Here is a 23,698-nt window from a genome sequence, read left to right as displayed (position 1 = left end):
TCAGGAACATCAGAATGAAGCCACTTCGTTTATCGCTGCTCAGTGCAGCGATTGTCTGTGCTGTTGCGCCAGCATGGGCCGATCCGACGCAGCCTTTGCAGGGCATTCGTGATAACAGCGCTCAATTACTCGCTTTTACCGGTGCGGTGGTGCATACCGAACCCGGTAAAACGCTGACTAACGCCACAGTGCTGGTGCAAAGCGGCAAAATCACCGCGGTCGGCACCGATTTAAAGATCCCCGCCGGATTCCAGCAAATTAATGTCGCTGGTTACCACTTGTACCCGGGGTTTATTGACCTTTACAGCCAATATGGCGTGGAAAAAGCGTCAGGCGAACGCAGTGGCGGCCGTGACGAAGGCCCGATGTATCAGAACGCACGCAAAGGCGGCAATGCAGTGAATGCGGCGATCCATGCCGAGCAGCGTTGGGCCGATACGTTCAGCCCGAACGCAGATGACGCCAAAGCATTGCAACAACAAGGTTTTACTGTGGTGCAATCGGCGCGGCAGGACGGTATTTTCCGCGGTCAGGCGGTGCTTGCTTCGACTGGCAAAGGGTTACCGGGCGAGCTGATTTTAAAAGCCGACGGTCAGCATTTTTTATCTTTTGATCCAGGCAGTTCAAAACAAAGTTATCCGTCATCATTAATGGGCAGCATCGCGCTGGTCCGCCAAACGCTGGCGGATGCGCAGTGGTATCAGCAGGCTTATGGCAAAGCGGACTGGCGTTTATTCCGTGAACCGGTGCCATTTAATGCCGCATTGGCGGCGCTGGGTCAGCTGAATCAAAGCGGTCTGGTATTTGAAATCAACAACGAACGCAATTTGTTGCGCGCTGACAGCTTATTAAAAGAATTTAATCTGCCAAAAGTCGCGCTGGTCGCATCCGGCTATGAATATGTGCGTGCGGCCGACGTGAAAAAGACTGGCCGCAACCTGATTGTGCCGGTGGCTTACCCGGCAGCGCCGAGTGTCGGCAAGCTCGATGATCAACTGGACGTCAGTCTGGCGGATTTACGCCATTGGGAACGCGCACCAACCAACCCGGCGGCTTTGGAAAAGGCCGGTGTGAACTTTGCACTGACCACTCACAAACTGGATGACAAAGCCAAATTCTGGCCGAACGTGCGTACCGCCATTAAATATGGTCTGAGCACAGAAAAAGCGCTGGCGGCTTTAACCACAGTGCCGGCAGAACTGATTGGCATGCCGGGTCAGCTTGGCCGGATCGCCAGCGGTTATCAGGCCGATCTGGTGGTCAGTAAAGGCGATTTATTTAAAGACGGTGAGATTGTCGCCACCTGGAACCGTGGTGTCGAGACGCAATTCAAACCGCTGCAGAACGCCGATGTTGCCGGTGATTACGCACTGAATATTGGCGGCAAAGCCTTAACCCTGAACTTAAGTGGTGCTTTGGGCAAAGTAGAAGGCAAAGTTGTTCCTGCAGCAAAATCAGCTGACAAAGATGCTGATAAAGAAGCCAAGTTGGAGAACCTCAGTGTCGACAAACAGCAGGTGCAGTTTGGTTTCAGCCTGAAAGATCTGGAAGCCGGCGACGGCGTGGCGCTGTTTAGCGGTGTGATGGCCGGCAATCTGCTGCAGGGTACGCTGCAACTGCCGGATGGCAGTCAGCAGGCGCTGACTTTAAGCCGTCAGGCGGCGGTTACCAAAACCGACGAGAAAAAAGCCGACGACAGCAGCTTGCTGTCGCAACTCAGCCTGCCGAATCAGGCGTATGGCCTGAGCAATGCGCCACAACGGCAAAACGTACATATCAAAAATGCCACCGTCTGGACGTCAGATAAAGCCGGTAAGCTGGAAAACACCGATGTGATCGTGCGCAATGGTGTCTTTACGGACATTGGTAAAAACTTAAAAACGCCATCAGGTTTTGTTGAAATTGATGCGACCGGTATGCATGTTACCGCCGGGATCATCGATGAGCACTCACATATTGCGATCGAATCCGGTGTCAACGAAGGCTCTGATGCAGTAACTTCTGAAGTGCATATCGGTGATGTGCTGAATCCAGATGATATCAATATCTATCGCGGTTTAGCCGGCGGTACCACCACAGCGCAACTGCTGCACGGTAGTGCCAACCCGATTGGTGGTCAGGCTCAGGTGATCCAGCTGCGCTGGGGTGTGTCGCCGGAAGCGCTGAAATTCAAAGCGGCGCCAGCCAGTATCAAATTTGCGCTGGGTGAAAACGTCAAACAATCGAACTGGGGTGATAATTACACCAGCCGCTATCCGCAAAGCCGCGTTGGTGTTGAAACGACCATTCGTGATGCGTTTCAGGCTGCGAAAGAATACAAAGCCGCCTGGGCTGCTTATGACGATTTATCCTCGTCTGAACAAAAACGTACAGTGCCGCCACGGGTCGATTATCGCCTGCAAACGCTGGTTGAGATCCTTGATAACAAACGTTTTGTCCACACCCACTCTTATGTCGCTTCAGAAATTCTGATGCTGATTAAGCTGGCGGATGAAACCGGTTTTAAAGTCACCACTTTTACGCACATTCTGGAAGGCTACAAAACAGCCAAAGAGATGGCGGCACACGGTGCCAGCGCCTCGACCTTTGCTGACTGGTGGGCTTACAAGATGGAAGTAAAAGATGCTATTCCAACCAATACGTGCCTGATGGCCGATCAGGGTGTAGTGGTGTCGGTGAATTCGGACAGCCCGGATTTACAACGCCGGCTGAATCAGGAAGCGGCGAAGTCAGTGAAATACTGTGGTATGTCGGAAGAGGAAGCGCTGAAGATGGTGACCATCAATCCGGCGATCCAGCTGAAAGTTGACCAGAAAGTCGGTTCTATTGCCGAAGGCAAACAAGCAGACTTTGTGCTGTGGTCGGATCATCCATTATCTGTGTATGCGAAGGCGATGCAAACCTGGATCGACGGCACCAAATATTATGACCGCAACGTTGATATGACGCTCAACGCCGGTATCGAACGCGAGAAGCAACAGCTGATCCAAAAAGTGCTCAAAGCGCCGGAAGACAGCAAAGCGGGCAGTGGTGGTGAGATGAAAAAACCAGAACCAATCTGGCACTGTGAAGACAATGGCGATTATCTGGACTTGGCTTTTGGCCGGGTTTCAGCAGCGCAACAACACGCTCATCAGCACAATCAGCAACACTAAACAAAGGAGCTTCAGATGACTTTTAAAATGAACAGCCTGTCGCTGCTTTGCGTAGCAGCTTTCGCGACACCGGCATTGGCGACCTCGATAGTTCCGGCAGCCAGCCAACAAGGTGCTGTGCTGCTGAACGATGCAACTTTACATACCGTCAGCAATGGCGTGCTGGAAAACACGGACCTGCTGATTGTGGACGGCAAAATCGCCGCCATTGGCAAAGACCTGTCCGCACCAGCCGGCGGCACTGTGGTCGAATTGCAGGGGAAACATGTTTACCCTGGTCTGATCGCACTCGCCAACCAGCTGGGTCTGGTGGAAATTGAAGCGGTCCGCGCGACCGACGATACCCGCGAAGTGACAGATACCAACCCGGATGTGCGGGCGCAGGTCGCCTATGATGCACAGTCAGATGTGATCCCAACTGTGCGTTCAAACGGTATCAGTTATAGCCTGGTGTTCCCGGCCGGCAGCCTGCTGATGGGCCAAAGCAGCCTGATGCAGCTGGATGCCTGGAACTGGCAGGATGCGACGGTAAAAGCCGGTGTTGCGCTGCATATCAATTGGCCAAACGCCAGTATATTAAGCTCTCCATGGAATCCGAAAAAACCGGAAGAATTGGCAAAACAAAACGCCGAAGACTTACAAAAGCTGTATGACACTATGGCGCAGGCAAAAGCTTATGTTGATGCGAAAAATGCTGGTGCTATCAAAGCGCTGGATTCACGTTGGGAAGCCATGGTGCCGGTGTTTAGCGGTGAAAGAGCAGTATTTGCCCATGCTGAAGATGCCCGGCAAATTCGTCAGGCCATTGCGCTCTCTGACAAATATCAGCTGAAACTGACCATTGTCGGTGGCCGCGACAGCTGGCGCGTGGCGGATGAGCTGGCGGCGCGTAAAGTGCCGGTGATCTTTGGCTCGCCATTTGGTATTCCGGAGCGCGATGACGAAGCGGTGGATACCGCTTACGCCACGCCAGCAAAGCTGGCTAAAGCCGGTGTGACTTTCGCTTTGGCCATTGGCAGCTACTGGGATAGCCGCAACCTGGCGTTTGGCGCCGGGCAGGCCGTGGCCTTTGGGCTTGATAAAGAACAGGCGCTGGCTGCGGTGACGTTAAATGCTGCGAAAATTGCCGGTGTGGCTGACAAGCTGGGTTCTTTGGAAGTCGGCAAAGCAGGTACAGTTGTGGTGTCAGAAGGCGACATTCTGGATTATCGCAGCAGCAAAATCAGCCAGATGTGGATTGATGGCCGTGCGGTTGATTTAAACAACAAACAAAAAGACCTGCATCAGAAATACCAGCAGCGTTATAGCCGGTAATTTTGTTCGGTGTTCTGTTGAGAAAAGCGGCTTCGGCCGCTTTTTTGTTTGCATCCAGAAACTCCGTTTTCTCCCGGCTCATCGCGGAGCTCCTCCCGGCCCTCACCGGAGGTTCGGGCGTTCGCCGGGCATGCAGCCAAATGTTGGCTGCATGAGATCCCCAGCTCACCGTTCGTCCGGCCAACGCCAGAGGCGTTGTCGGCCCTCACCGGAGGCTCGGGCGTTCGCCGGGCATGCAGCCAAACTGTTGGCTGCATGAGATCCCCAGCTCACCGTAAAAACGGGCCAAAGCCAAATTATTGGCTTTGGCTATCCCGTTTTTACCCCCCCGACCACTTGTGTTTGTAGCCGAGTTTGGTCAGTTCTTGTTGGATGACTTCGCGTTTATCGCCCTGGATTTCGATGATGCCGTCTTTGACGGCGCCGCCGCAGCCGCATTTCTTTTTCAGTAAGGCCGCGATTTCATTGAGTTTTTCTTCCGGTTCGGCGATACCGGCGATGGTGATCACGCCTTTGCCGTTGCGGCCTTTGGTTTCACGTTTTAAGCGTAAAAAGCCGTCAGCAAAAGCCTGGCCGGTCGATTTTTCGGTTTTGGGCGCGTCAATGCGGCCGCTGTCGGTGCTATAGACCAGACTATCGCCGGCTGGCGTTGCTGGTTTTGCCGTGGACTGGCCGCCCAATTGTTGCTGCCAATCGGCTAAAGAGATTTTTTTCGAACTCATCATTAGTTCCGTCTTGTGGTGCGCTGTTGTTCAGCCGGGAATCGTGGCAAGATAATGCAACACAAGGCGCACAGCAATGCTTCCGTTTTCATCTGTGGTTATTGCTGGCGTAAACGCTGAATTTCCCCGCACAGTCTTGGATTTTTCCCTTATTCTGGTAGACTGCGGCGGCACTTTTTAGAAATCTGGACGGCTATGTCTATTCAATCTTATCTCTCGCGGTGTGGCTTCAATGCAGATGCCTTTTCCGCTGATTTTTATCAGCAAGTGACCGATTTTCAGCAACAGTTGGCGGCATTAACGCCGGCCGCTGCCGTGCAATGGCAATTTCGGGTACCTGAGCTCGGCGAGGGGGGGAGTTGTTCTTTATTTGGCCAACTTGCGGATGAGCCTTATGATCTGAGGCCGATCCTGGGTGGGCAGACCGACGCGAATCAGCAATTACTGGCTAAAGTGACCGCCATAGTGCAGTTTTATCAGGCCAACAGCGCCAGCCACTGGTTTGGCGTGTATCAGCGCAGGAATAATCCGGCTGGCGAAACGGTGTTGGTGAAACTGGCTTATTTTGGCGCAGAAAGCCGGGCTGAGTTTCCGCTGACGGCTGAATTCGCCGCCATCAGCAATAACAGTACCGTTGGTTTGTCGGGGCAGGGCCGGATCATCAACGACGTCGCGGTTTATCTGGCGCAAGGCGGTGAGTACTACACTTGTGACCCGAAAGTGCAGGCGGAAGCTTGCCTGCCATTAGTCGGCGCTTCAGGCGAAGTGGTGGGTATCATCGATTCCGAAGCCTTTACCCAGAATTTATTTCATGGCAAAGAACTGGCGCTGCTGATTGCAGTGGCCCTGACCTTGCCCGCGCTTTTGGCCTGAGAACATCAGACCACAAGGGCAGAGTGCTGAGGTTATGCTTCAGCCAAAGAATTATTAACAGTATCAGCAACAGTAACAGGTGAGCACTTTATGTTTTCTCGTTTACAGCCGGTAGCGACAGATCCGATTTTGGGTTTAATGGCCGCTTACAAAGAAGATCCGAATCCACTGAAAGTTGACCTCGGTGTCGGTGTCTACAAAGACGAAGCGGGCCACACGGCTGTGCTGGAATGCGTAAAAAAAGCGGAGAAACTGCGGCTCGATCTCGAAGACAGCAAAACCTATATCGGCATGGCGGGTGATTTAAGCTTCAACGCTCATATCGAAAAACTGGCGTTTGGTCCGCATAAAGTGTTGCTGGAAGGCCGCACCACCACTGCACATACTCCAGGTGGTACCGGTGCGCTGCGGGTCGCTGCGGAATTTATCAAAAAAGCCAATCCGGATGCGACCATCTGGGTCACCAGCCCAACCTGGGCCAACCACATTTCGATGTTTCAGGCCGCTGGTCTGAAAGTGAAAGAATACGCATATTACGATTACGACACCAAAGGCCTGAAAGAAGACGCGATGTTTGCCGACCTTGCGACCGTGCCGGCCGGTGACGTGGTGCTGGTGCACGCCTGTTGCCATAACCCAAGTGGCATGGATCTGAATTTTGCGCAGTGGCAGAAGTTCACCGCGCTGGCTAAAGAGCGTGGTTTTACACCGTTAGTCGATATGGCGTATCAGGGCTTTGGTTTGGGCCTCGATGAAGATACTCAGGGTCTGCGTTATTTAGCCAACGAAGTGGAAGAGCTGATCCTGTGTACCTCCTGCTCGAAAAACTTTGGTTTATACCGCGAGCGGATCGGTGCTGTGTCTATTGTGGTCGACAGCAATAAAATGCTGGAAACCGCACGGACCAACCTGTTAGCTGTGGTGCGCAGTATTTATTCAATGCCACCGGCGCACGGCGCTATCATTGTCAGCCATATTCTCGACAGCGCTGAACTGACTGCGTTATGGCACCAGGAACTGGCCGTGATGCGCAACCGCATTAACGACTACCGTCAGCTGATCATCGACAAGCTGCAAGCGGAAGGCGTGCAGCAGGACTTCAGCTTCATCACCAAACAACACGGTATGTTCAGTTTCCTTGGCATCAACAAGGAACAAATTGAACGACTGCGCAAAGAATTCAGTATTTATATGGTCGGATCCAGCCGCGTCAGCATTGCCGGTCTGAACCACAGTAATATTGATTACTTTGCTAAAGCTGTTGCGACAGTACTGAAATAAGCTTTCCACAAGGCCAGCAAAGGCCACATGAGACTGCAACAAAGGCAACTTAACGGTTGCCTTTGTATTTTATGCTGTTTAAGGTAAAGCTAATTCAAACAGAGGAGTGCGCAGGTTGCGAGGTTTAGCAGTAAGGGCATGGAAGCAGATCAGGTCAACCTTGTTGCTCGGCGCGTGCTTGTGCGTGCAGGTAGTTGCTGCGCAGCCGCTGCGTGTGGTGCTGGAGATCTCGCCGCCACATCAGACCCTCGAAAATGGTAAAGTCGGCGGCCTGACCACTGCGGTGGTTGAACAGATGCTGCAGCAAGCCGGTCTGTCTGCCGCGTATGAGGTATATCCCTGGGCCCGGGCTTTTCGCATCGCGGCTACTACGCCAGATGTGCTGATTTACAATATGGCGCGCACGCCCGAGCGTGAAGCGCAGTTTGAGTGGATTGGCAAAGTTGCCAGTTATAAATTTGGTTTCTTAAAACTGAGCCGGCGGCACGACATCAAAGTGCATCAGCTCAGTGATATCGGCAAATATGTAATAGGTGCGCAACGTGATGACTTTTCTGCTGAGTGGCTCAGAGACGTGGCCAAACAGCCGCAGCAAAAGCTGGCACTGCAACCGGATGTGATCGAAACCTGGCGCTTACTGGTGAACGGTAAACTGGATTTGATGATTGACGACCCGCAGGCGATTGAAGATATGCTGACACAGCATCAACTCCGGCGCAGTGACGTTGAATTTGTATTTTTCCCGCCGGAACTGGAACAACACACCTGGATCGCGCTGAAAAAAGGATCTTCGCCGGAGTTAATTGAGCGTCTGCGACGGGCCTATCAGCAAGTACAAGAGGGTGTAGCACTGCAAAAAGCGATGCGTCGTATGGCACCAAAAGCCGTGTAGTAGCCAGGCTGTTTTCTAACAAAAATCCCTGCCAAAGCAGGGATTTTTTTGCGATAAATTCGGCAATGCCGCTTAAATCTTCTTGTACTTGATCCGGTGCGGCTCGGCAGCCTGGGCGCCATAAGTTGCTTTTAACCAGGTCTCGTAGTCGGAATAGTTGCCTTCGAAGAAATTCACTTTGCCTTCGTCACGGTAATCGAGGATGTGTGTGGCGATGCGGTCAAGGAACCAACGGTCGTGCGAGATCACCATGGCGCAGCCCGGGAAATCCAGGATGGCGTTTTCTAAGGCTCGCAGCGTTTCCACGTCTAAATCGTTGGTTGGTTCATCGAGCAGCAACATGTTGCCGCCGGCTTTAAGCAGGGCTGCTAAGTGCACACGGTTGCGCTCACCACCGGACAGTTCACCGATAAACTTCTGCTGGTCGTTGCCTTTGAAGTTAAAGCGGCCAACATAAGCCCGGCTTGGGATCGTGAAATTACCAATCTGCAGCATGTCCTGGCCGTTGGAAATTTCCTGCCAGACGGTATTTTTCGGATTCATACTGTCGCGGAACTGGTCAACGCTGGCCAGTTGCACCGTTTCACCGACTTCAATGGTGCCGGCATCCGGTTGTTCTGCGCCGCTGATCATGCGGAATAACGTCGATTTACCGGCACCGTTGGCGCCGATAATGCCGACGATGGCGCCTTTTGGTACGCTGAAACTTAAATCGTCAATCAGCACGCGGTCGCCATAGGATTTGCGCAGGTTTTTCACTTCCAGTACTTTGTCGCCTAAACGTGGTCCTGGCGGAATGAATAACTCGTTAGTTTCGTTGCGTTTCTGGAAGTCCTGGCTTTGCAGTTCTTCAAAACGTGCCATCCGCGCCTTGGATTTGGCATGGCGGCCTTTTGGATTGGTGCGGACCCATTCCAGTTCTTGTTTGATGGAACGCTGGCGGGCGTTTTCGGTTTTCTCTTCCAGCTGCAGACGGGCATCTTTTTGTTCCAGCCAGCTGGAGTAGTTGCCTTGCCATGGAATACCTTCGCCGCGGTCCAGTTCTAAGATCCAGCCGGCGACGTTGTCGAGGAAATAACGGTCGTGCGTGATGGCGACGACAGTACCGGTGTAGTCGTGCAGGAAGCGCTCCAGCCAGGCCACAGATTCAGCGTCTAAGTGGTTGGTGGGTTCGTCCAGCAGCAGCATGTCTGGTTTTTCCAGCAGCAGGCGGCAAATGGCGACACGGCGGCGTTCACCACCGGACAACACTTTGATTTCAGCATCCCACGGTGGCAGACGCAGCGCATCAGCGGCGCGTTCTAAAATATTGTCGAGGTTGTGGCCGTCTTTAGCCTGAATGATCGCTTCCAGTTCGCCTTGTTCACGGGCTAAGGCATCAAAGTCAGCATTTTCATCCGCATAAGCGGCGTACACCGCATCGAGCCGGCTGAAGGCGTTTTTCACGTCAGCGACGGCTTCTTCCACCACTTCACGCACAGTTTTGCTCATATCGAGCACCGGCTCCTGTGGCAGGTAACCAATGTTGATGCCGGCTAATGGTTTGGCTTCACCGTCAAATTCGGTGTCAACGCCGGCCATAATGCGCAGCAATGAGGATTTACCTGAGCCGTTTAAACCTAACACGCCGATTTTGGCGCCCGGGAAAAACGATAATGAAATATCTTTTAAAATCGTACGCTTAGGTGGAACCACCTTCGACATCCGATACATTGAATAAATGTACTGAGCCATGGTTGGAGCTGTCCCTTCAGGAAGAATGTTGCGAATTGTACGTCATTTTTTTCTCCGGCGGGAACCTTGCACGCCGACAAAATCAATCCATAGTGAAAAAAATCCGGTGCCAAGCGCCGTTGCTTCTGGGATAATCTTTTCAGCACTGCCGGACATTCCCGATCCGGTGACCCAACACAGGACTTCAATCATGGCTGAATATGCACACGATCCGGTATTTCAGGGCTTTATCGCCGAAGCGCGCTCAGAAGCACAAGTTTGGGTACTGACACATGGCGAAGATTTACTGGTGGTGGAATCAGTAGAGTTTGAAGACACCGACGTGATGCCGTTCTGGTCAAATGAAGCTGCTGCTCAGGCGCATTGCAGTGAAGAATGGGCTGAATATAAACCTGAAGCCATTCCGCTGGATATTTTCTGTGACGGCTGGTTAAAAGAAATGTACGACGACGGCGTATTGATTGGCACGAACTGGGACAGCGAATTAAATGGTCCTGAAGTAGAGCCACGCGAAATTCTCGAAGCGCTGTCACAGCTGCAATAATTGCCAGTTGTATTGCAAAAACCCGGTCCTGACCGGGTTTTTGTCGTTTCTGGCTATTGCCAGTTTATGCGTTGTGATCCAGCGCGTCGCTGTGGGGGCTGGTGCCGGCAAAAAAAGCCGACACTGCGGCCGGTAATTGTGGTGGCGTCATGCTCAGGTTTTTACTGAATTCTTGCTGTAATAACTTAAACACCGCCAGGCGCGCCTGATCTTTATCATTGGCATCTATCAGCTGCCAGGGCGCGTGTCGCGTCGAAGTACGGGTAAACATCTCGTCTCGGGCCAGCACATAATCTTCCCAGCGCGCGCGGTTGCGGATGTCTTCTGCGGTCAGTTTCCATTGTTTTGCCGGATCCTGATAGCGTTCGGTAAAACGTTTGAGTTGGGTTTCCGCGCTGATATCCAGCCAAATTTTCACCAGCACAAAACCTTCCTGCTGCAAAGTCTGTTCAAAGGCATTGATTTGATCATACGCGCGCTGCCAGACCTCAGGCGTTGCCAGCTGTTCTACGCGTTCGACTAACACCCGGCCATACCAGGACCGGTCAAACACCGCCCAATGGCCTTGTTGTGGTATCCGTTGCCAGAAACGCTGTAACCAGTGCTGAGTGCGTTCCGGTTCATTGGGCGCATTGGTCGGCCAGACATGCAACCAGCGCGGATCCAGGCACCAACCCAGCCGGCGGATGATGCCCCCTTTGCCGGCTGCATCCGGTCCTTCCAGCACCACCACAGCACCGCGTTGCTGGCGGCTCATCGCCTGTTGCAACAACACCAGCTGATGCTGCAGCTCAGCCAGTTGCTGTTCAGCATCCTGGCGCGAATTCTTTTTACCCGGCATCTGAATTTCCTTGTCACTAAGCCCAGCCTGCAGTGTGCCAGAGATCGGTTTTTTTTTCCGGATCAGTTTGATTGTCGCGCTATTGCAAATAAGAATGAATCTCAGTAACATTCAGCCAATTAAAAAACGGAGTGAAAGTTGTTGTCACGGTTTCTGCGCTGGTTACATATCTATGTCTCGATGACCGTGCTGGTAGTGTTTGTATTTTTTGCCCTGACCGGTATCACGCTGAATCATCCGGACTGGCAGCTTGACGCTGGCAAACAGAGTGACAGCCGACAACTGCAATTACCAGCCGCACTGACCGGCCTTGAATTCAGCGCGGATCAGCTGCAGCAAGCAGCACAGGCCAAACAAATCGCTGACTGGCTGCGGGCCGAGCATCAGGTGCAAGGGGCCGTGTTCGCGTTTAGTTATGACCCGGATGAGCAACTGCTCGAGCTCGACTTTAAACAACCCGCCGGTTTTGCTAATGCCCAAATTGCACTCGATAGCGGGGTCGTGGAGCTGACGGCGGAATTTGGTGGTTATCTGGCGCTGCTGAATGATTTGCACAAAGGCCGTTATGCCGGCACGGCGTGGAAATGGCTGATTGATCTGGTCGCCGTGGCTTGTCTGGTGTTTGCGCTGAGCGGTTTTTACTTGTTGTGGCGCCAGCCAGCGCGGCGCTGGCTGGGTGTGCAATGTGCGCTGACCGGCGCCGGCGTGATGTTGTTGGTTTATCTGGCGGCCCTGCATTAACAGGCTGTCTTCTTACAGAGGTTGGGGATTTGATGAAAAAAATCAGCGTGGCGCTGGTGTTGCTGTCCGGTCTGGTTTTGCCGGCGACAGCCAGTGATCTGGAGATCGCACTGCAACTGCCAAAGATCAGTGAAGGCCAATACCACCGGCCTTATGTTGCGGTGTGGGTGGAAGACAGTAGCGAAAATTCGGTACGTCTGATTGAGATCTGGCGGGAAAAACCAGATTGGATCAAAGATTTGCGCCGGTTCTGGCGAAAAACCGGCCGCGCGGACCAGCCGCTGGTAGACGCCCGCACCGGCGCTACTAAAGGCCCGGGCCAATATCGGCTGCGCTGGGATGGCAAAGATGACAAGGGCGCCGCAGTCCCCAACGGCGAATATCAGCTGGTGATTGAAGCGGCGCGTGAACATGGTGGCCGGCAGCTGGTAAAACAGAAATTCAACTGGGACGGTTCAGCCGTTGCCCTCAGCGTCGCTGCCGGTAACGAGATTGGTCAGGTACAGCTCAACCGCAAAGCGCCATAAGGCCTTATAGCAAAGGAAATTCACAATGAAAACAGTTCGTTTACTGACGTTGACTTCAATATTCGCGGCTTCGACAGCGCTGGCACATACGATGAATGTGTTGCCAAGCCACTATGTCCAGTCAAAAACCGGTGGTTTTGTCACTGTCGATCTGTTTGCCAGCAATATGACCTTTCAGGCTGATAAAGGTGTTGGCGTAGAAGGGTTTAAAGTGGTGTTACCGGATGGTTCCATCGCCAAACAAACGGCCGCCGTGCAGGGCAAACGCAAGTCGATCGCCGATGTTGAGCTGGCCGTTGCCGGCACCTACCGGCTGGAAATGGGCGGTCAGCCGCGTTATTTCACCAGCTATAAAGTGGGTGGTGAGCAAAAACGTCTGATGGGTGACAAACAAAAAGCGGCGAAAGAGCTGCCAAAAGATGCGACTGACGTGGTCACGACGCAGGGCCGTAATCGCGCCCTGGCGTTTGTCACTGTCAATGGCCCGACCGATACGGTGCTGAAAACCACTGGTCAGGGGCTGGAATTCAGCTTTGACCGGCATCCGGCGGATATCGTCGCCGGCGAAGCAGTCACTGCGACTTTAACGCTGAATGGCAAACCGGTTGCAGGCGTCAAAGCGGACTTGTCGTTTGACGGCGAGTTGTACCGTAACGATCCGGCGCGCCAGCATCTGGTGACGGATAAAGCGGGCCAGTTCAGTTTCACTCCGGCCAATGCCGGTCGGTACCTGCTGGAAGCGTCTGCCGAGGCGCCGCTGCAATCAGAGAAAGCGGATAAGATCCGGGAAGGTTTTACCCTGAGTTTCGAAGCCGCATTACCGTAACTAAGCCTTTGTTTGCGGGATAAAAAAAGAGGAGCAAGCTCCTCTTTTTAACCAGCGGTCTGACGACACAGGCCGCTGTTTCTGCCGGTTAACCGACCAGGTCGATTTCCAGCTCGTCTTCGTCGTCCAAATCCAACATCTGCCGTAAGCGTTTTTGCTCCATCAGATCATCGATCCGGCGTCTGGCTTCTGTTTTATGCTTGTTTTTAGCGTCTTTATTGCTGATCTTTGCCAGCTTGATGTCGGCGCCTGCATCGGCAGTGCCATAATCCCCTGCAATCATTTCGGCCATATTTTGTGACTTCCCTGGGTTATTCTTTTTTCGAGCCGCCCTCGTTTTAGTCCTATTTCAGAGACTGCTAAAGAGATATATTTTTATCGTAATAATAAATATTATAAATCGATGCGCTAAGTAGTTGCTCTTTATCGCAGTTCAGCTTGCGCTGGTCGGATCCTTTGTCAGATCGGCCGGATCGTTCGGTCGAAATTTGCACAATAACTGATCGCAGTAACGATCTTTTTTTGCAATTCAGCGTATCATCAGAAAAAAGGAGGGTTTATGCGTGCTTTAAAATTAGTGTCGTTGTGTTCGTTACTTGGTTTAGGTCTGGTCAGTGGTCAGGCGGCCGCGGCACAATGTGGTGATGTACTGAATCACTCGATGCAGCAACTGCGTAGCAAAGAAACCGTTGATTTATGTGAGTCTTATCAGGATAAAACCCTGTTGATCGTTAATACCGCCAGCAAATGTGGTTTTACGCCGCAATTCAAAGCGTTACAGGCACTTTCAGAGAAATATGCCAGCAAAGGTCTGGTGGTATTAGGCTTTCCGTCTGATGATTTTATGCAGGAACATAACGACGAAGCGAAAACGGCGGAAGTCTGTTATATCAACTACGGTGTGAAGTTCCCGATGTTCTCCACCAGCCCGGTGCGCGGTGACGATGCTAACCCGGTATTTAAAGCATTGATTGCCAAAACCGGTGAAAAGCCAAGCTGGAACTTTAACAAGTACCTGGTCAGCAAAGGCGAAACAACAGTCAAACACTTTGGCAGCAAAGTAAGCCCGGACGATCCGGCCTTTATCGCTGAAGTCGAAAAGATGCTGGCGCAGTAAACAGAGCCATAAATACAGAAAGTTAGTCGGGCGGAAGTTGCAAGTATCAGCTTCGACCCGACATCATGAATCTCCTACCGTTTTTGTTCGTAAATAACTCAAGAATTCTACTGGCTCGAGCTGACTGGTTGGATGCTACCAGTCCTTTGGCATTACTGTGGACTTACCGAAAGCAACTCAAATTTTGATAATTTTTTGATAAAACTCATTTGTTTCAAATATGTAATTTTCTTTCGTAAATTGTTGTGTTGGTATGGTTCTGGGCACAATTAGTGTTCTCATTAGCTTCACTACAAGGATCTTTATGAAAAGCAGGAATGTCTTATTAACATTCGGCATCATCGGTGTCGTATTCTCGTCTCAACCCTTTGCTGCAGGCTGGGTAAATAAAAATATTGCACAAGGCACCTCGCCGGGTGCTAACTACTATGCATCAATGCTCGTTGACCATGAGTTTGGTGATAAAAATTATCAGGCTTATTTGTGCAGAGAAAATGATCGGACCGACGGTTTAACAAATGTCGGTAAGGCGATAGTACGGAAAGGTCAACCGTTATCCACCGCAGTTTGTTACATTCCTTGGGATCGCAAAGAATACAAACGCACTGAGAATTTTGATTTATTCAATGCTGGTGGCTTCAAGTGGGTATGGCCAAATGACAACACGGGGCCATTGGGCGGATATCAAAGCTATTTTACAGGTGGATGGAACTATGACATCCATCTGGATTCATATGCATTTGGTCCGACGAGAATTGGTGATCCAATTTTTGCGTGTTTAGATGGCAGGACTGCAACTGTAGGAAAACTCATTTATACGCAGGTTGGTTCTGATTTAGTTGGAAGATGTTATGTGCCTATGGGTGGGCGCGAGCATGTAGTTCTATATCCCAATTATGCAAAGTTAGTGTCTGGTCCACCGAAGCCATAGTCGAGAGTGACTGAGAGCTTTGCTCCAATCAGTTAAATCAAGTTTGTCTTTCAACTGAAACAAGATGTTCAGCAGCGCAATAAAATAGCTGCTGGGCATCGCTTGTTGCCGGGCAAAAATTCAGCGCAATCATTTTCTGATAGATATAGCGCTTGTACAGCTGTGGCTAATTTGATTCAATTCGCTGAACATCTGGCTACATCACTCTATTTTAACCATGTCTGCAATTACTCAAATCTTCGCGAAGGGCCCCATACTGGTCATCATGCCACGTTTTCTCGGCGATTCTGTCACTGCCACCTCAGCGATCAGGATGCTTCGTGAGCTATATCCACAAGAACAGATTTTCCTGTTGGCCCGGCCGCCAGTGGCGGGATTGTTCGCTGATGAGGTCATAGCAGGTTGTCAGATTATTGTGGATAAACGATTTAGTAGTCAGCGTCAGTCTTTGTTTAAAGTTGCATTCAGTCTGCGGCCTTATCGTTTTGCCCAGGTCTATCATTTCCGTAATTCTTTTGCCGATGCGCTGCTTTGTAAATTGGCCGGAGTCAGGCACCAGGTCGGTTATGCCAAAAATGGACGCACGCCACTGTTGACTCATGCGGTGATGCTAGACCCGAATTATCATTACCAATACCGCTATTGCCATCTGGTGAACGTCGCGCACGGGCAACCATTCAGCCAAATGCCGACAGTACAGTTGCTTGCTGGCAAAACCCCGTTACCATCTCCGCAACTCCCTAAAGTTGCAGTGTATTTTGGTGGGCAATACAAGTTGGACCGGCACTATCCTTACGAGCTGGCGTGTCAGGCGTTACGCCAGCTCGCCGGTTTACATCAGTGCCATTTTGTGTTGTTGGGCGATCAACAGGAAGTCGCTGACAATGTGCGACTCGCTGATTACCTGCGTGCGGAGCAGATCGAGGTTAGCGATCTGACTAGTACAACTACAGTTGTGGAGTTGGTGCGTACCATCAATAGCTGCGATTTGCTACTTACAATTGATTCCGGACAATTGCATATGGCAGCCGCGCTGCAAACCCCTTACGTCGCCGTTGTGGGATTTGGTACCAGCCCCTGGAGTTGTGTCGAACCAAAAGTGTCTCACGGTATTCATCTGACGGTGAACAGCCTGACTTTGGACTTGGCGACACAAATCAGTGAGATCAGTCCACAACGGATCGCAAAAGCAGCTGATCAGTTGTTACAGCACCGGGGCTGATCTTCTGACTCCGCAGCGCAGCTCCTCTGCGCTGATTACACACGACTGGTAAGTTTCCGGCGCAATTACCGAATCGGGCCATCAGCTCGGCACCGTCTGCGTTGGCTTGTCAAAAGTAACTCACTGCTTTAGTATTCTTTAAAGTTATTAGTATAGAACCTTAAGAAATAAGGAGTGCCCATGAGCTGGGGAATGCCATTGTTGGCAGCTTTGCTGATCGGGCTGACGCTGGGGCTGTTTGGTTCCGGTGGTTCCATTCTGACGGTGCCTGTGCTGATTTTTTTACTGGATATGCCAGAAAAACTGGCGATCAGCACCGCGCTGGGCGTTGTCGCGCTGATTAGTCTAGGCGCGGTGCTGCCGTATTTGTGGCGACGTCAGGTCGCCGGGAAACTGCTGGCGCAGCTTGCTCTGCCCGGCATTATGGGCGCTGCAGCCGGTGGTTATGCCAGCCAGTGGTTGCCTGCATGGCTGCAGTTGATCGTGCTCGCGACACTGATGTTATTAGCCAGCCTGAATATGTGGCGCAGCCAACCTGTGCAGGTGCGGTTGCAACAGCATTGGCAGGTGATGCTGGCGGGGACTGCGCTTGGCCTGATCACAGGTTTAATTGGCGTCGGCGGCGGTTTTCTGCTGGTGCCATTGCTGTTGGCGATCAGTGATTTACCATCGCAGCGGGTGGTGGCAACCAGTCTGGCATTGGTATTTCTGCAAAGTTGCAGTGGGTTTGTCAGTATGTGGTGGAGCCAACCATTGCTTAGGCCGGATCTGTGGCTGGTCGCCAGTTTTGGTCTGATCGGCGTGGTGGGCAGCCTGTTTGGTCTGCTGGCGCTGCAGTATTTACCACAGCAGCTGTTCCGGCGCGGTTTTGCGTTATTTTTACCGCTGCTGGCGATGGCTTTATTGCTACAGCATTGGTTCTGAGCGCACTGTTCACGCACAGACAACTGTGATTTTAACGTGTATATTAGAAAAGTATAATTTAACGGAGGTGGCTATGACGGTTGAAAGAGCTTTATTAGTGTTTGCCGGGTCTATGGTGTTGTTGTCAGTGTTGCTGACTTACTACGTTCACCCGAATTTTGTCTGGCTGACGGTTTTTGTCGGCGCCAATATGGTGCAGAGTGCGTTTACCGGCTTTTGTCCCGCGGTGATGGTGATGAAAAAACTGGGCATGAAAACAGAAGCGCAACAAGCCTGCTCAGTGCAGTGAGTATCAGTGTGCGCTGACAAGCTTGTTTGTATCTAGTAACCGTCAGCTCCGGCTAAACCCCGGATCTGGCTGTGTTGCCTGGCTGGTGGCGGCTTCGCGAGCCAGTACGTCACAACGTTCGTTTTCCGGATGGCCGGCATGACCTTTGACCCAATGCCAGCGGATCTCGTGCGGTTGGCAGGCGGCATCCAATCTTTGCCATAAATCTTTGTTTTTGACCGGTTCTTTGGCAGCGGTGCGCCAGTTATTGCGCTTCCAGTTCACCAGCCATTGCGTGATGCCCTGGCGGACATACTGACTGTCGGTTGAGATATCAATAGAGCAGGGACGTTTCAGACTTTCCAGTGCAGCAATGGCTGCCATCAGTTCCATCCGGTTATTGGTGGTCTCAATAAAACCGCCGGATAATTCTTTGAGATGTTGCTGGTATTTCATCACCACACCATATCCACCAGGGCCCGGATTGCCGAGGCAGGAGCCATCGGTGTAGATTTCAACAGTTTTGTGCATCAAGGCTTCCCAGCGTTAAAAACGGCGTATACTCTAGCGCAAAAAGCGCTGAAAAACGATTCTTCATGGCAAAACGTCAGATCATCCTCGATACCGAAACCACAGGTATCAACCCGCAGGAAGGCCACCGCATCATTGAGATCGGTTGTGTTGAGATGTTCAACCGCAGGCTGACCGGCAATAACTTCCATGTGTATTTAAACCCCGACCGGTTTATTGAGCAGGAAGCGATTAATATCCACGGCATCACCAACGAATTTGTTGCCGACAAACAGCGTTTTCGCGACATCGCCCAGCAGTTCTTTGACTACGTACAGGGCGCAGAGCTGGTGATCCACAATGCCGCGTTTGACGTCGGCTTTATCAACCATGAATTTAAGTTGCTGGCTGCGCCTTTGCCGCCGGTCGACAGCGTCTGCGCGATCCTCGATACGCTGAAGCTGGCGCGCGATTTACATCCGGGCCAGAAAAACAACCTCGACGCTTTGTGCCGGCGCTACGACATTATCAACAGCCACCGGACTTTCCACGGCGCTTTATTGGACGCCGAGATCCTGGCGGATGTGTATCTGGCGATGACCGGTGGTCAGGTCAGCCTGAATCTGGCCAATAACAGTGGCAATGAACAAAACAATCAGCAGCAGGTTGGACTGGTGCGGCGCGGTGCGCTGAAAGTGGTCAGCGCATCAGGCGACGAACTGGCTGCTCATGAAAAACGGCTGGATTTAGTGCAGAAAAAAGGTGGGTCTTGCCTGTGGCGCAGTTAAAGTGGCTTTCTTCGTTGTTGCTCGGTGCTGTCTTACTGGCACCACAAACCCTGGCGCAAACCAGCAAAACAGAGGCAGCAACCACACCTGCGGCCGCAGCGCCGGCAGAAAAGCAGGTCATCACCGAGCTGAAAGATATCGCCGGCACCAATAGTATCCCGCTGCTGGGCAACCGTTTTCGGATTGATTTCGCAGTAGATGAAGTGACGCTGGTATTTTTCCGCAAAAAAGGCGCACCATCCGTGGTGTTGGTGCGGCCTGATGGCAGCAAGGTCTATGCGCGTACCGCCAAAGACAACGGCATGCAGTGGTTTGATGATAAAACTTATGATCTGATCAAAATGACCAAGCCGACGCCGGGGCCCTGGCAAGCCATCGGCGAGATCCTGCCGGAAAGCCGCATTATGGTGTTGACGGAAATTGGTCTGGATGTAGATGCGTTGCCTACAGACCTGATGGTCGGCGAGATTTTTAAAGTCACGGCCCGGCTCAGCAACGGCGGTAAGCCGGTCAATGTCAAAGATTTCCGCGATATTCTGCAGCTGGATGTGCTGTTATTCAGCACGCAAAAACCGGGTTATGACAATTCCAATGCCACAGTGCTGAACTTCACTTCGTTTGCCGATGATGGCAAAAATTATGACGAAAGACCGCGCGACGCTATTTTTACCGGCGAATTTAACCTGAAAATCCCGGCCGGAGAATGGCTGCCGAAGTATCTGGTAAAAACGCCGCTGTATACCCGGGAGCTGATGCAGGACCCGGTGCTGGTGATCCGCACGCCAATAAAAACCGAAGCAGTCGAAAGCCTGACGCCAGATGAACCGCATCAGGTGACTTATCAGGTCACTGAAGGCCCGATCAATGCAGATTCATTAATAGTGCAGGGCCGGCTGCGTTATCCAAACGGTGAAGTGCAGAGTTTTTCCCTGGGCGAACAACAAGGGGATAAACGCGTTTTGCGCGTGGCTAATGCTGGTGTCGGTACCTATCGCATTGAACAAATGTTATTTGGCAAAACCAAGACCGGCCGCGAATTTGTCATTAGTTTGCCGGAATACACTTTTGCTGCCATCGGGCCAAAGATTGCGGTACCCGAAGTGCCTGCTGCCGAAACGGCAAAGCCGGCAGACGCCGCAGCGCCGAATCCAGCCGGTACATCAATAGTCGCAGCAGAAGCCGAAACCCCGGCTGAACCGCCAGCCGAGTTTCCGCTCGGGCTGGTGATTGGCGTGAATTTGTTGATCCTGATTGGCGGTGGCGGCGCTATTTTGCTGACAATGAACGCTAATGCGCAAAGAACGGTCAGTATGCTGTTGGCTAAACTGAACCCGGCGGCATTACTGAAGCGGAAAAAAGCCGGGGCTGGCGAGATGACACTGCCGGGGATGGAACAAAGTTCCGCAGCAGATAGTCCTGCAGCGGTGAAAAAACCACCGAAAAACAAAGCCTCTGATGATATTTTGGACCTTTCGTTACCGGATGATTAAGCTTTAGCCAGATCCGGCAAAAAAGAAGTTGACGGGTCTGGGGCAGAACCGTATTATTCCCGCCGCAACGCAGCATCCCCAACTGATATGCTGTAATGCAAGGCTTGGAGCGGTAGTTCAGTCGGTTAGAATACCGGCCTGTCACGCCGGGGGTCGCGGGTTCGAGTCCCGTCCGCTCCGCCACTTTTCGATGCTTCTTCGGAGCGGTAGTTCAGTCGGTTAGAATACCGGCCTGTCACGCCGGGGGTCGCGGGTTCGAGTCCCGTCCGCTCCGCCACTTGCATCGAAAGCTTCTCTGTACGGAGCGGTAGTTCAGTCGGTTAGAATACCGGCCTGTCACGCCGGGGGTCGCGGGTTCGAGTCCCGTCCGCTCCGCCACTACAGAAGCAATTAGTCCTGAGCAGTAGCTCACTCCAGCGCGGAGCGGTAGTTCAGTCGGTTAGAATACCGGCCTGTCACGCCGGGGGTCGCGGGTTCGAGTCCCGTCCGCTCCGCCACTTTACTGAATTGAACGTCAGTAAAACAATAACCAGCCAAGTGCTGGTTTTTTTGTGCCTGCGATTTGGCAGTCACACGGTCAAATCCCGGCTGCGAAGCCACTCTACTGAGCTGAACATCAGTAAAACAATAACCAGCTAAGTGCTGGTTTTTTTGTGCCTGTGATTTGGCGGCCAGAAGATGGCAACGATTTTTGTCCCTGTGCGATGACTGGCCGGTTTCAACCGGTGCTTGACGTCACTTTGGCTGAATCCGGGTTAAGGTGCCGCTGCTTTTTGACCCGCCACACAGTGCCAATGATGCCTGGTGCTGCAACAGCGCTGGCTTATGCTGTTTTTTGCCGTCAGACGTATACTGGCACAGCCGTTGCTCGTTCTGGCTGGCGCCAATAATAACGCTGCTTACCGGGCAGGGATGTCACATGTCTTTGACACATCAGACCAATTCAGTCGTTACCAACCCCACTCCAAGCTGTAACCGTACTGCCGTCGCCGGTGCGCCACTGTCCAGCCTGTCGTTGCGCCAGTTGTGTCAGTTGCCACATGCGGTCGTGCAACCGCAGCAGCGCCTGGCGGTGATGCGGGCGGCGCGTGCAGCCCTCACTGATCCGGCGCTAGCCGGCGCCGATGCCGGCAAACTGGCGGCGCTGGCGTTTTACCTGTGTGACTGGCCGCTACTGCAGATGATGCTGGTTCAGGGGCTGTGGCAGCCTGCTGTGACCGAACAGCTGATGCCGGCGATTCAGTTGGGTCAGTTTGACCAGGCGCTAGGCACTGTCGGGCAGGCACTGGCCACAGGCGATACCGATGAGCAACTGCTGGAGCTGCAACCAGCGCTGCTGCAGATGCTGGGTCAGTTACCCTGTCCACCCGCGGCGTTGCGACATGACGCCGTCAGTCTGACGCCGCTGCAGTTCCATCATGTCGCTGATTTCATCTGGCAATATGCAGATCCGGCGATTGGCCGGCTTTGTAACCTGCCGGTCTTTCCATCGGCTGAACACTGGTTGACCTGGTTATACCTGTGTCAACAGGAGCCGACCCGCCATTTGTTTGCCGTGATGCATGCTGATTATGGTTTTATCGGTTCGGTAAGTCTGCAGGTCTTTGACGGTATTGGTTTTTTCTATTACTGGCTCGGTGCAGATTTTCAGGGGCAAGGCTTTGGTCCTATTGCGGTAAAGCTGCTGTTGCAGTTCGGCCGGCAGCACCTGGGTATGCAATGCTGTTACGCCAAAGTGTTCGATTACAATCTGGTTTCCAACAGAGCTATCAGCAAACTGGGATTTCAGCGCCTTACGTTGCGCGCATTGCCGCCATCGGAGGCCGAGGTATTTTATTATCTTGGCGCCACACAAAGCCGCGCCTGCCACCACCGCAGCCTCGGGCTTTTATTGCAGCAGATGAATTCCGGCATTGAGCTGGCAGCGTTGCCGCCACGGTAAACTGTGGCGGAGCGCGATTAACTATTCAGACCATTACTCTTGGTTTGCTGGTCGATGGAAAGTGTCAGGTCATTATAAGCGCTGGCACTGCTAATCTGGCGGCGGTTCGCTGTGGTGCGACGGGTGATTTCCGGCTCCCGCTGCTCCAGCTGGATCGACGCATCAATTTTCTGACCCAGTCCGCTCAGGTACTTATAACCGAGTAACGCGGCGACTACATAAGGGTTATAGAACAATTTCACCGGGGGCTTGATCACAAACAGGTTGATAGGAAAACGAAAGGTGATCGGCAGGTATGTGACATAGAGTCGGGAAGACCAACGCTGTGTTGCTAACTTTGTTCGGGTCCGCACCGTTTTTGGCAGGGTAAATGCCGCCATACCGATGATGCACCACCCCATGGTTTCAGCCAGCCGGTCAGTCAACACGTCGAAGTAGGCGCGGGCCAGCTGGCTGGATTTGTCCATGATTAACATTTTTGGCTGTAATACCGAATATTCGGATCTCAGTTTTTCATTCCATATATATTTTTGCATGCTGAGAGATTGTGTGAAATTCTCTTGCCAGATTGATGCGAGATTGGAACCGGTGCGAATAATATTGCTAAAGTCAATAGCATTGTAATAGCGTCTATATACAATGCCGCGTTCTTCAAAGTACAGTCGTGCCCGGGCGGGGTTGTTGATGATATGCATGAAATTGTATGGTGATATTGAATCTAGTGTTTTTCCGACGACTTTATCCATCGCAACGCCCAATCCAGTGCCGATATGATAAATTGCTGGCCTGCTAATTTTGGAAAAATTGTCCAAAATAAAATTATCGAGGTAGGCCTTCGGTCTGTACAGGAAAAACATCTTATCTATATCTTTGTATTTAAGCCAGTCGTAGGCTTTGTCATGATACAATAATATGTTGTTTAAAGTCTGTTCCCCATATGTTCTTCTTTGCTGAACAAACCACTGTTGATAATAGAGGCCTTGAGTTCTGCCGCGTTCAATATTTTCACGCAGCAGATCAGATATACTTTTGCTACCTTCGCTCATGTGTTTTCCC

The 23,698-nt window shown here is 52.1% G+C and carries 23 protein-coding genes and 4 tRNA genes; 21 read left to right on the top strand and 6 right to left on the bottom strand.

Features of this window, described 5'->3' with window-relative positions; translation table 11 throughout:
• Positions 1-14 precede the first annotated feature (14 nt).
• Entirely contained in the window at positions 15-3,155 is a 3,141-nt protein-coding gene (locus tag ATY27_RS01865; protein ID WP_208932473.1) for an amidohydrolase family protein, read from the top strand.
• A gap of 15 nt (positions 3,156-3,170) precedes the next feature.
• A complete protein-coding gene (locus ATY27_RS01860) occupies positions 3,171-4,469 on the top strand; it encodes an amidohydrolase family protein (protein ID WP_244151390.1) in 1,299 nt (432 codons plus the stop codon).
• 320 nt (positions 4,470-4,789) lie between these two features.
• Here the strand turns inward: ATY27_RS01860 and ATY27_RS01855 are convergent, their stop codons facing one another.
• On the bottom strand, positions 4,790-5,194 hold the full coding sequence (locus tag ATY27_RS01855; RefSeq protein ID WP_347876416.1) for a translation initiation factor: 405 nt from the start codon (positions 5,192-5,194) through the stop codon (positions 4,790-4,792).
• Positions 5,195-5,386: 192 nt separating this feature from the next.
• Here ATY27_RS01855 and ATY27_RS01850 point away from each other — a divergent pair, with 192 nt between their 5' ends.
• The 3 genes from ATY27_RS01850 (at position 5,387) to ATY27_RS01840 (ending at position 8,237) form a co-directional block, all read left to right on the top strand.
• Positions 5,387-6,064 carry a histidine kinase gene (locus ATY27_RS01850; RefSeq protein ID WP_208932472.1) on the top strand — a complete coding sequence of 226 codons (678 nt, stop codon included), beginning with the start codon at positions 5,387-5,389 and terminating at the stop codon, positions 6,062-6,064.
• Positions 6,065-6,154: 90 nt separating this feature from the next.
• Positions 6,155-7,345, top strand: coding sequence for an amino acid aminotransferase (locus ATY27_RS01845; protein WP_208932471.1), 1,191 nt, complete (start codon positions 6,155-6,157; stop codon positions 7,343-7,345).
• 184 nt (positions 7,346-7,529) lie between these two features.
• Positions 7,530-8,237 carry a transporter substrate-binding domain-containing protein gene (locus ATY27_RS01840; RefSeq protein ID WP_208932470.1) on the top strand — a complete coding sequence of 236 codons (708 nt, stop codon included), beginning with the start codon at positions 7,530-7,532 and terminating at the stop codon, positions 8,235-8,237.
• 72 nt (positions 8,238-8,309) lie between these two features.
• On the opposite strand, the gene ettA is transcribed toward ATY27_RS01840, so the two are convergent.
• The gene (ettA, locus tag ATY27_RS01835) at positions 8,310-9,971 is read right to left on the bottom strand and encodes an energy-dependent translational throttle protein EttA (RefSeq protein ID WP_208932469.1); all 1,662 of its coding nucleotides are present in this window, start codon (positions 9,969-9,971) and stop codon (positions 8,310-8,312) included.
• A gap of 190 nt (positions 9,972-10,161) precedes the next feature.
• Here ettA and ATY27_RS01830 point away from each other — a divergent pair, with 190 nt between their 5' ends.
• Positions 10,162-10,515, top strand: coding sequence for a DUF2750 domain-containing protein (locus ATY27_RS01830; RefSeq protein ID WP_208932468.1), 354 nt, complete (start codon positions 10,162-10,164; stop codon positions 10,513-10,515).
• A 64-nt stretch (positions 10,516-10,579) separates the two neighbouring features.
• Here the strand turns inward: ATY27_RS01830 and ATY27_RS01825 are convergent, their stop codons facing one another.
• Positions 10,580-11,356, bottom strand: coding sequence for a hypothetical protein (locus ATY27_RS01825; RefSeq protein WP_208932467.1), 777 nt, complete (start codon positions 11,354-11,356; stop codon positions 10,580-10,582).
• Between the two features lie 138 nt (positions 11,357-11,494).
• On the opposite strand from ATY27_RS01825, the gene ATY27_RS01820 reads away from it, so the two are divergent.
• From ATY27_RS01820 to ATY27_RS01810, 3 genes are read left to right on the top strand one after another with little or no spacing between them, the layout of a single operon-like run.
• Positions 11,495-12,097: a PepSY-associated TM helix domain-containing protein gene (locus ATY27_RS01820; RefSeq protein ID WP_244151389.1), complete on the top strand. Its 603-nt coding sequence runs from the start codon at positions 11,495-11,497 to the stop codon at positions 12,095-12,097.
• A gap of 32 nt (positions 12,098-12,129) precedes the next feature.
• Positions 12,130-12,624: a DUF2271 domain-containing protein gene (locus ATY27_RS01815; RefSeq protein ID WP_208932466.1), complete on the top strand. Its 495-nt coding sequence runs from the start codon at positions 12,130-12,132 to the stop codon at positions 12,622-12,624.
• 25 nt (positions 12,625-12,649) lie between these two features.
• On the top strand, positions 12,650-13,450 hold the full coding sequence (locus ATY27_RS01810) for a DUF4198 domain-containing protein (RefSeq protein ID WP_208932465.1): 801 nt from the start codon (positions 12,650-12,652) through the stop codon (positions 13,448-13,450).
• A gap of 88 nt (positions 13,451-13,538) precedes the next feature.
• Here ATY27_RS01810 and ATY27_RS01805 read toward each other — a convergent pair whose 3' ends face one another.
• The gene (locus ATY27_RS01805) at positions 13,539-13,742 is read right to left on the bottom strand and encodes a hypothetical protein (protein WP_208932464.1); all 204 of its coding nucleotides are present in this window, start codon (positions 13,740-13,742) and stop codon (positions 13,539-13,541) included.
• A gap of 267 nt (positions 13,743-14,009) precedes the next feature.
• Between ATY27_RS01805 and ATY27_RS01800 the strand changes: the two genes are divergently transcribed.
• The 5 genes from ATY27_RS01800 (at position 14,010) to ATY27_RS01780 (ending at position 17,933) form a co-directional block, all read left to right on the top strand.
• Positions 14,010-14,567 (top strand): glutathione peroxidase, encoded by a 558-nt coding sequence (locus tag ATY27_RS01800; RefSeq protein ID WP_208932463.1) that lies wholly within the window; start codon positions 14,010-14,012, stop codon positions 14,565-14,567.
• 304 nt (positions 14,568-14,871) lie between these two features.
• On the top strand, positions 14,872-15,498 hold the full coding sequence (locus tag ATY27_RS01795; protein WP_208932462.1) for a hypothetical protein: 627 nt from the start codon (positions 14,872-14,874) through the stop codon (positions 15,496-15,498).
• Between the two features lie 265 nt (positions 15,499-15,763).
• Positions 15,764-16,720 carry a glycosyltransferase family 9 protein gene (locus ATY27_RS01790; protein ID WP_208932461.1) on the top strand — a complete coding sequence of 319 codons (957 nt, stop codon included), beginning with the start codon at positions 15,764-15,766 and terminating at the stop codon, positions 16,718-16,720.
• Positions 16,721-16,900: 180 nt separating this feature from the next.
• Positions 16,901-17,644: a sulfite exporter TauE/SafE family protein gene (locus tag ATY27_RS01785; RefSeq protein WP_208932460.1), complete on the top strand. Its 744-nt coding sequence runs from the start codon at positions 16,901-16,903 to the stop codon at positions 17,642-17,644.
• A gap of 73 nt (positions 17,645-17,717) precedes the next feature.
• Entirely contained in the window at positions 17,718-17,933 is a 216-nt protein-coding gene (locus ATY27_RS01780; protein WP_208932459.1) for a DUF2892 domain-containing protein, read from the top strand.
• A 42-nt stretch (positions 17,934-17,975) separates the two neighbouring features.
• On the opposite strand, the gene rnhA is transcribed toward ATY27_RS01780, so the two are convergent.
• Positions 17,976-18,443: a ribonuclease HI gene (gene rnhA, locus ATY27_RS01775; RefSeq protein ID WP_208932458.1), complete on the bottom strand. Its 468-nt coding sequence runs from the start codon at positions 18,441-18,443 to the stop codon at positions 17,976-17,978.
• A 65-nt stretch (positions 18,444-18,508) separates the two neighbouring features.
• On the opposite strand from rnhA, the gene dnaQ reads away from it, so the two are divergent.
• The 7 genes from dnaQ to ATY27_RS01740 all read left to right on the top strand — a co-directional run bounded on the left by dnaQ (position 18,509) and on the right by ATY27_RS01740 (position 22,642).
• Entirely contained in the window at positions 18,509-19,210 is a 702-nt protein-coding gene (gene dnaQ, locus ATY27_RS01770) for a DNA polymerase III subunit epsilon (RefSeq protein WP_208932457.1), read from the top strand.
• Positions 19,198-20,700, top strand: coding sequence for a TIGR03503 family protein (locus ATY27_RS01765; protein ID WP_208932456.1), 1,503 nt, complete (start codon positions 19,198-19,200; stop codon positions 20,698-20,700). The genes dnaQ and ATY27_RS01765 overlap by 13 nt, the downstream gene beginning before the upstream one ends.
• 106 nt (positions 20,701-20,806) lie before the next feature.
• A tRNA-Asp gene (locus tag ATY27_RS01760) sits at positions 20,807-20,883 on the top strand.
• A 17-nt stretch (positions 20,884-20,900) separates the two neighbouring features.
• A tRNA-Asp gene (locus tag ATY27_RS01755) sits at positions 20,901-20,977 on the top strand.
• Positions 20,978-21,001: 24 nt separating this feature from the next.
• Positions 21,002-21,078: transfer RNA gene (locus ATY27_RS01750), tRNA-Asp, on the top strand.
• 42 nt (positions 21,079-21,120) lie between these two features.
• Positions 21,121-21,197: transfer RNA gene (locus tag ATY27_RS01745), tRNA-Asp, on the top strand.
• 422 nt (positions 21,198-21,619) lie between these two features.
• A complete protein-coding gene (locus ATY27_RS01740) occupies positions 21,620-22,642 on the top strand; it encodes a GNAT family N-acetyltransferase (RefSeq protein ID WP_208932455.1) in 1,023 nt (340 codons plus the stop codon).
• A gap of 17 nt (positions 22,643-22,659) precedes the next feature.
• Here ATY27_RS01740 and ATY27_RS01735 read toward each other — a convergent pair whose 3' ends face one another.
• Positions 22,660-23,688, bottom strand: coding sequence for a hypothetical protein (locus ATY27_RS01735; protein WP_208932454.1), 1,029 nt, complete (start codon positions 23,686-23,688; stop codon positions 22,660-22,662).
• Positions 23,689-23,698: the final 10 nt, after the last annotated feature.

Source organism: Rheinheimera sp. F8, assembly GCF_001518915.1.
The sequence above is the reverse complement of the archived record's forward strand: the minus strand, read 5'-3'. Positions and strand labels throughout refer to the sequence as shown.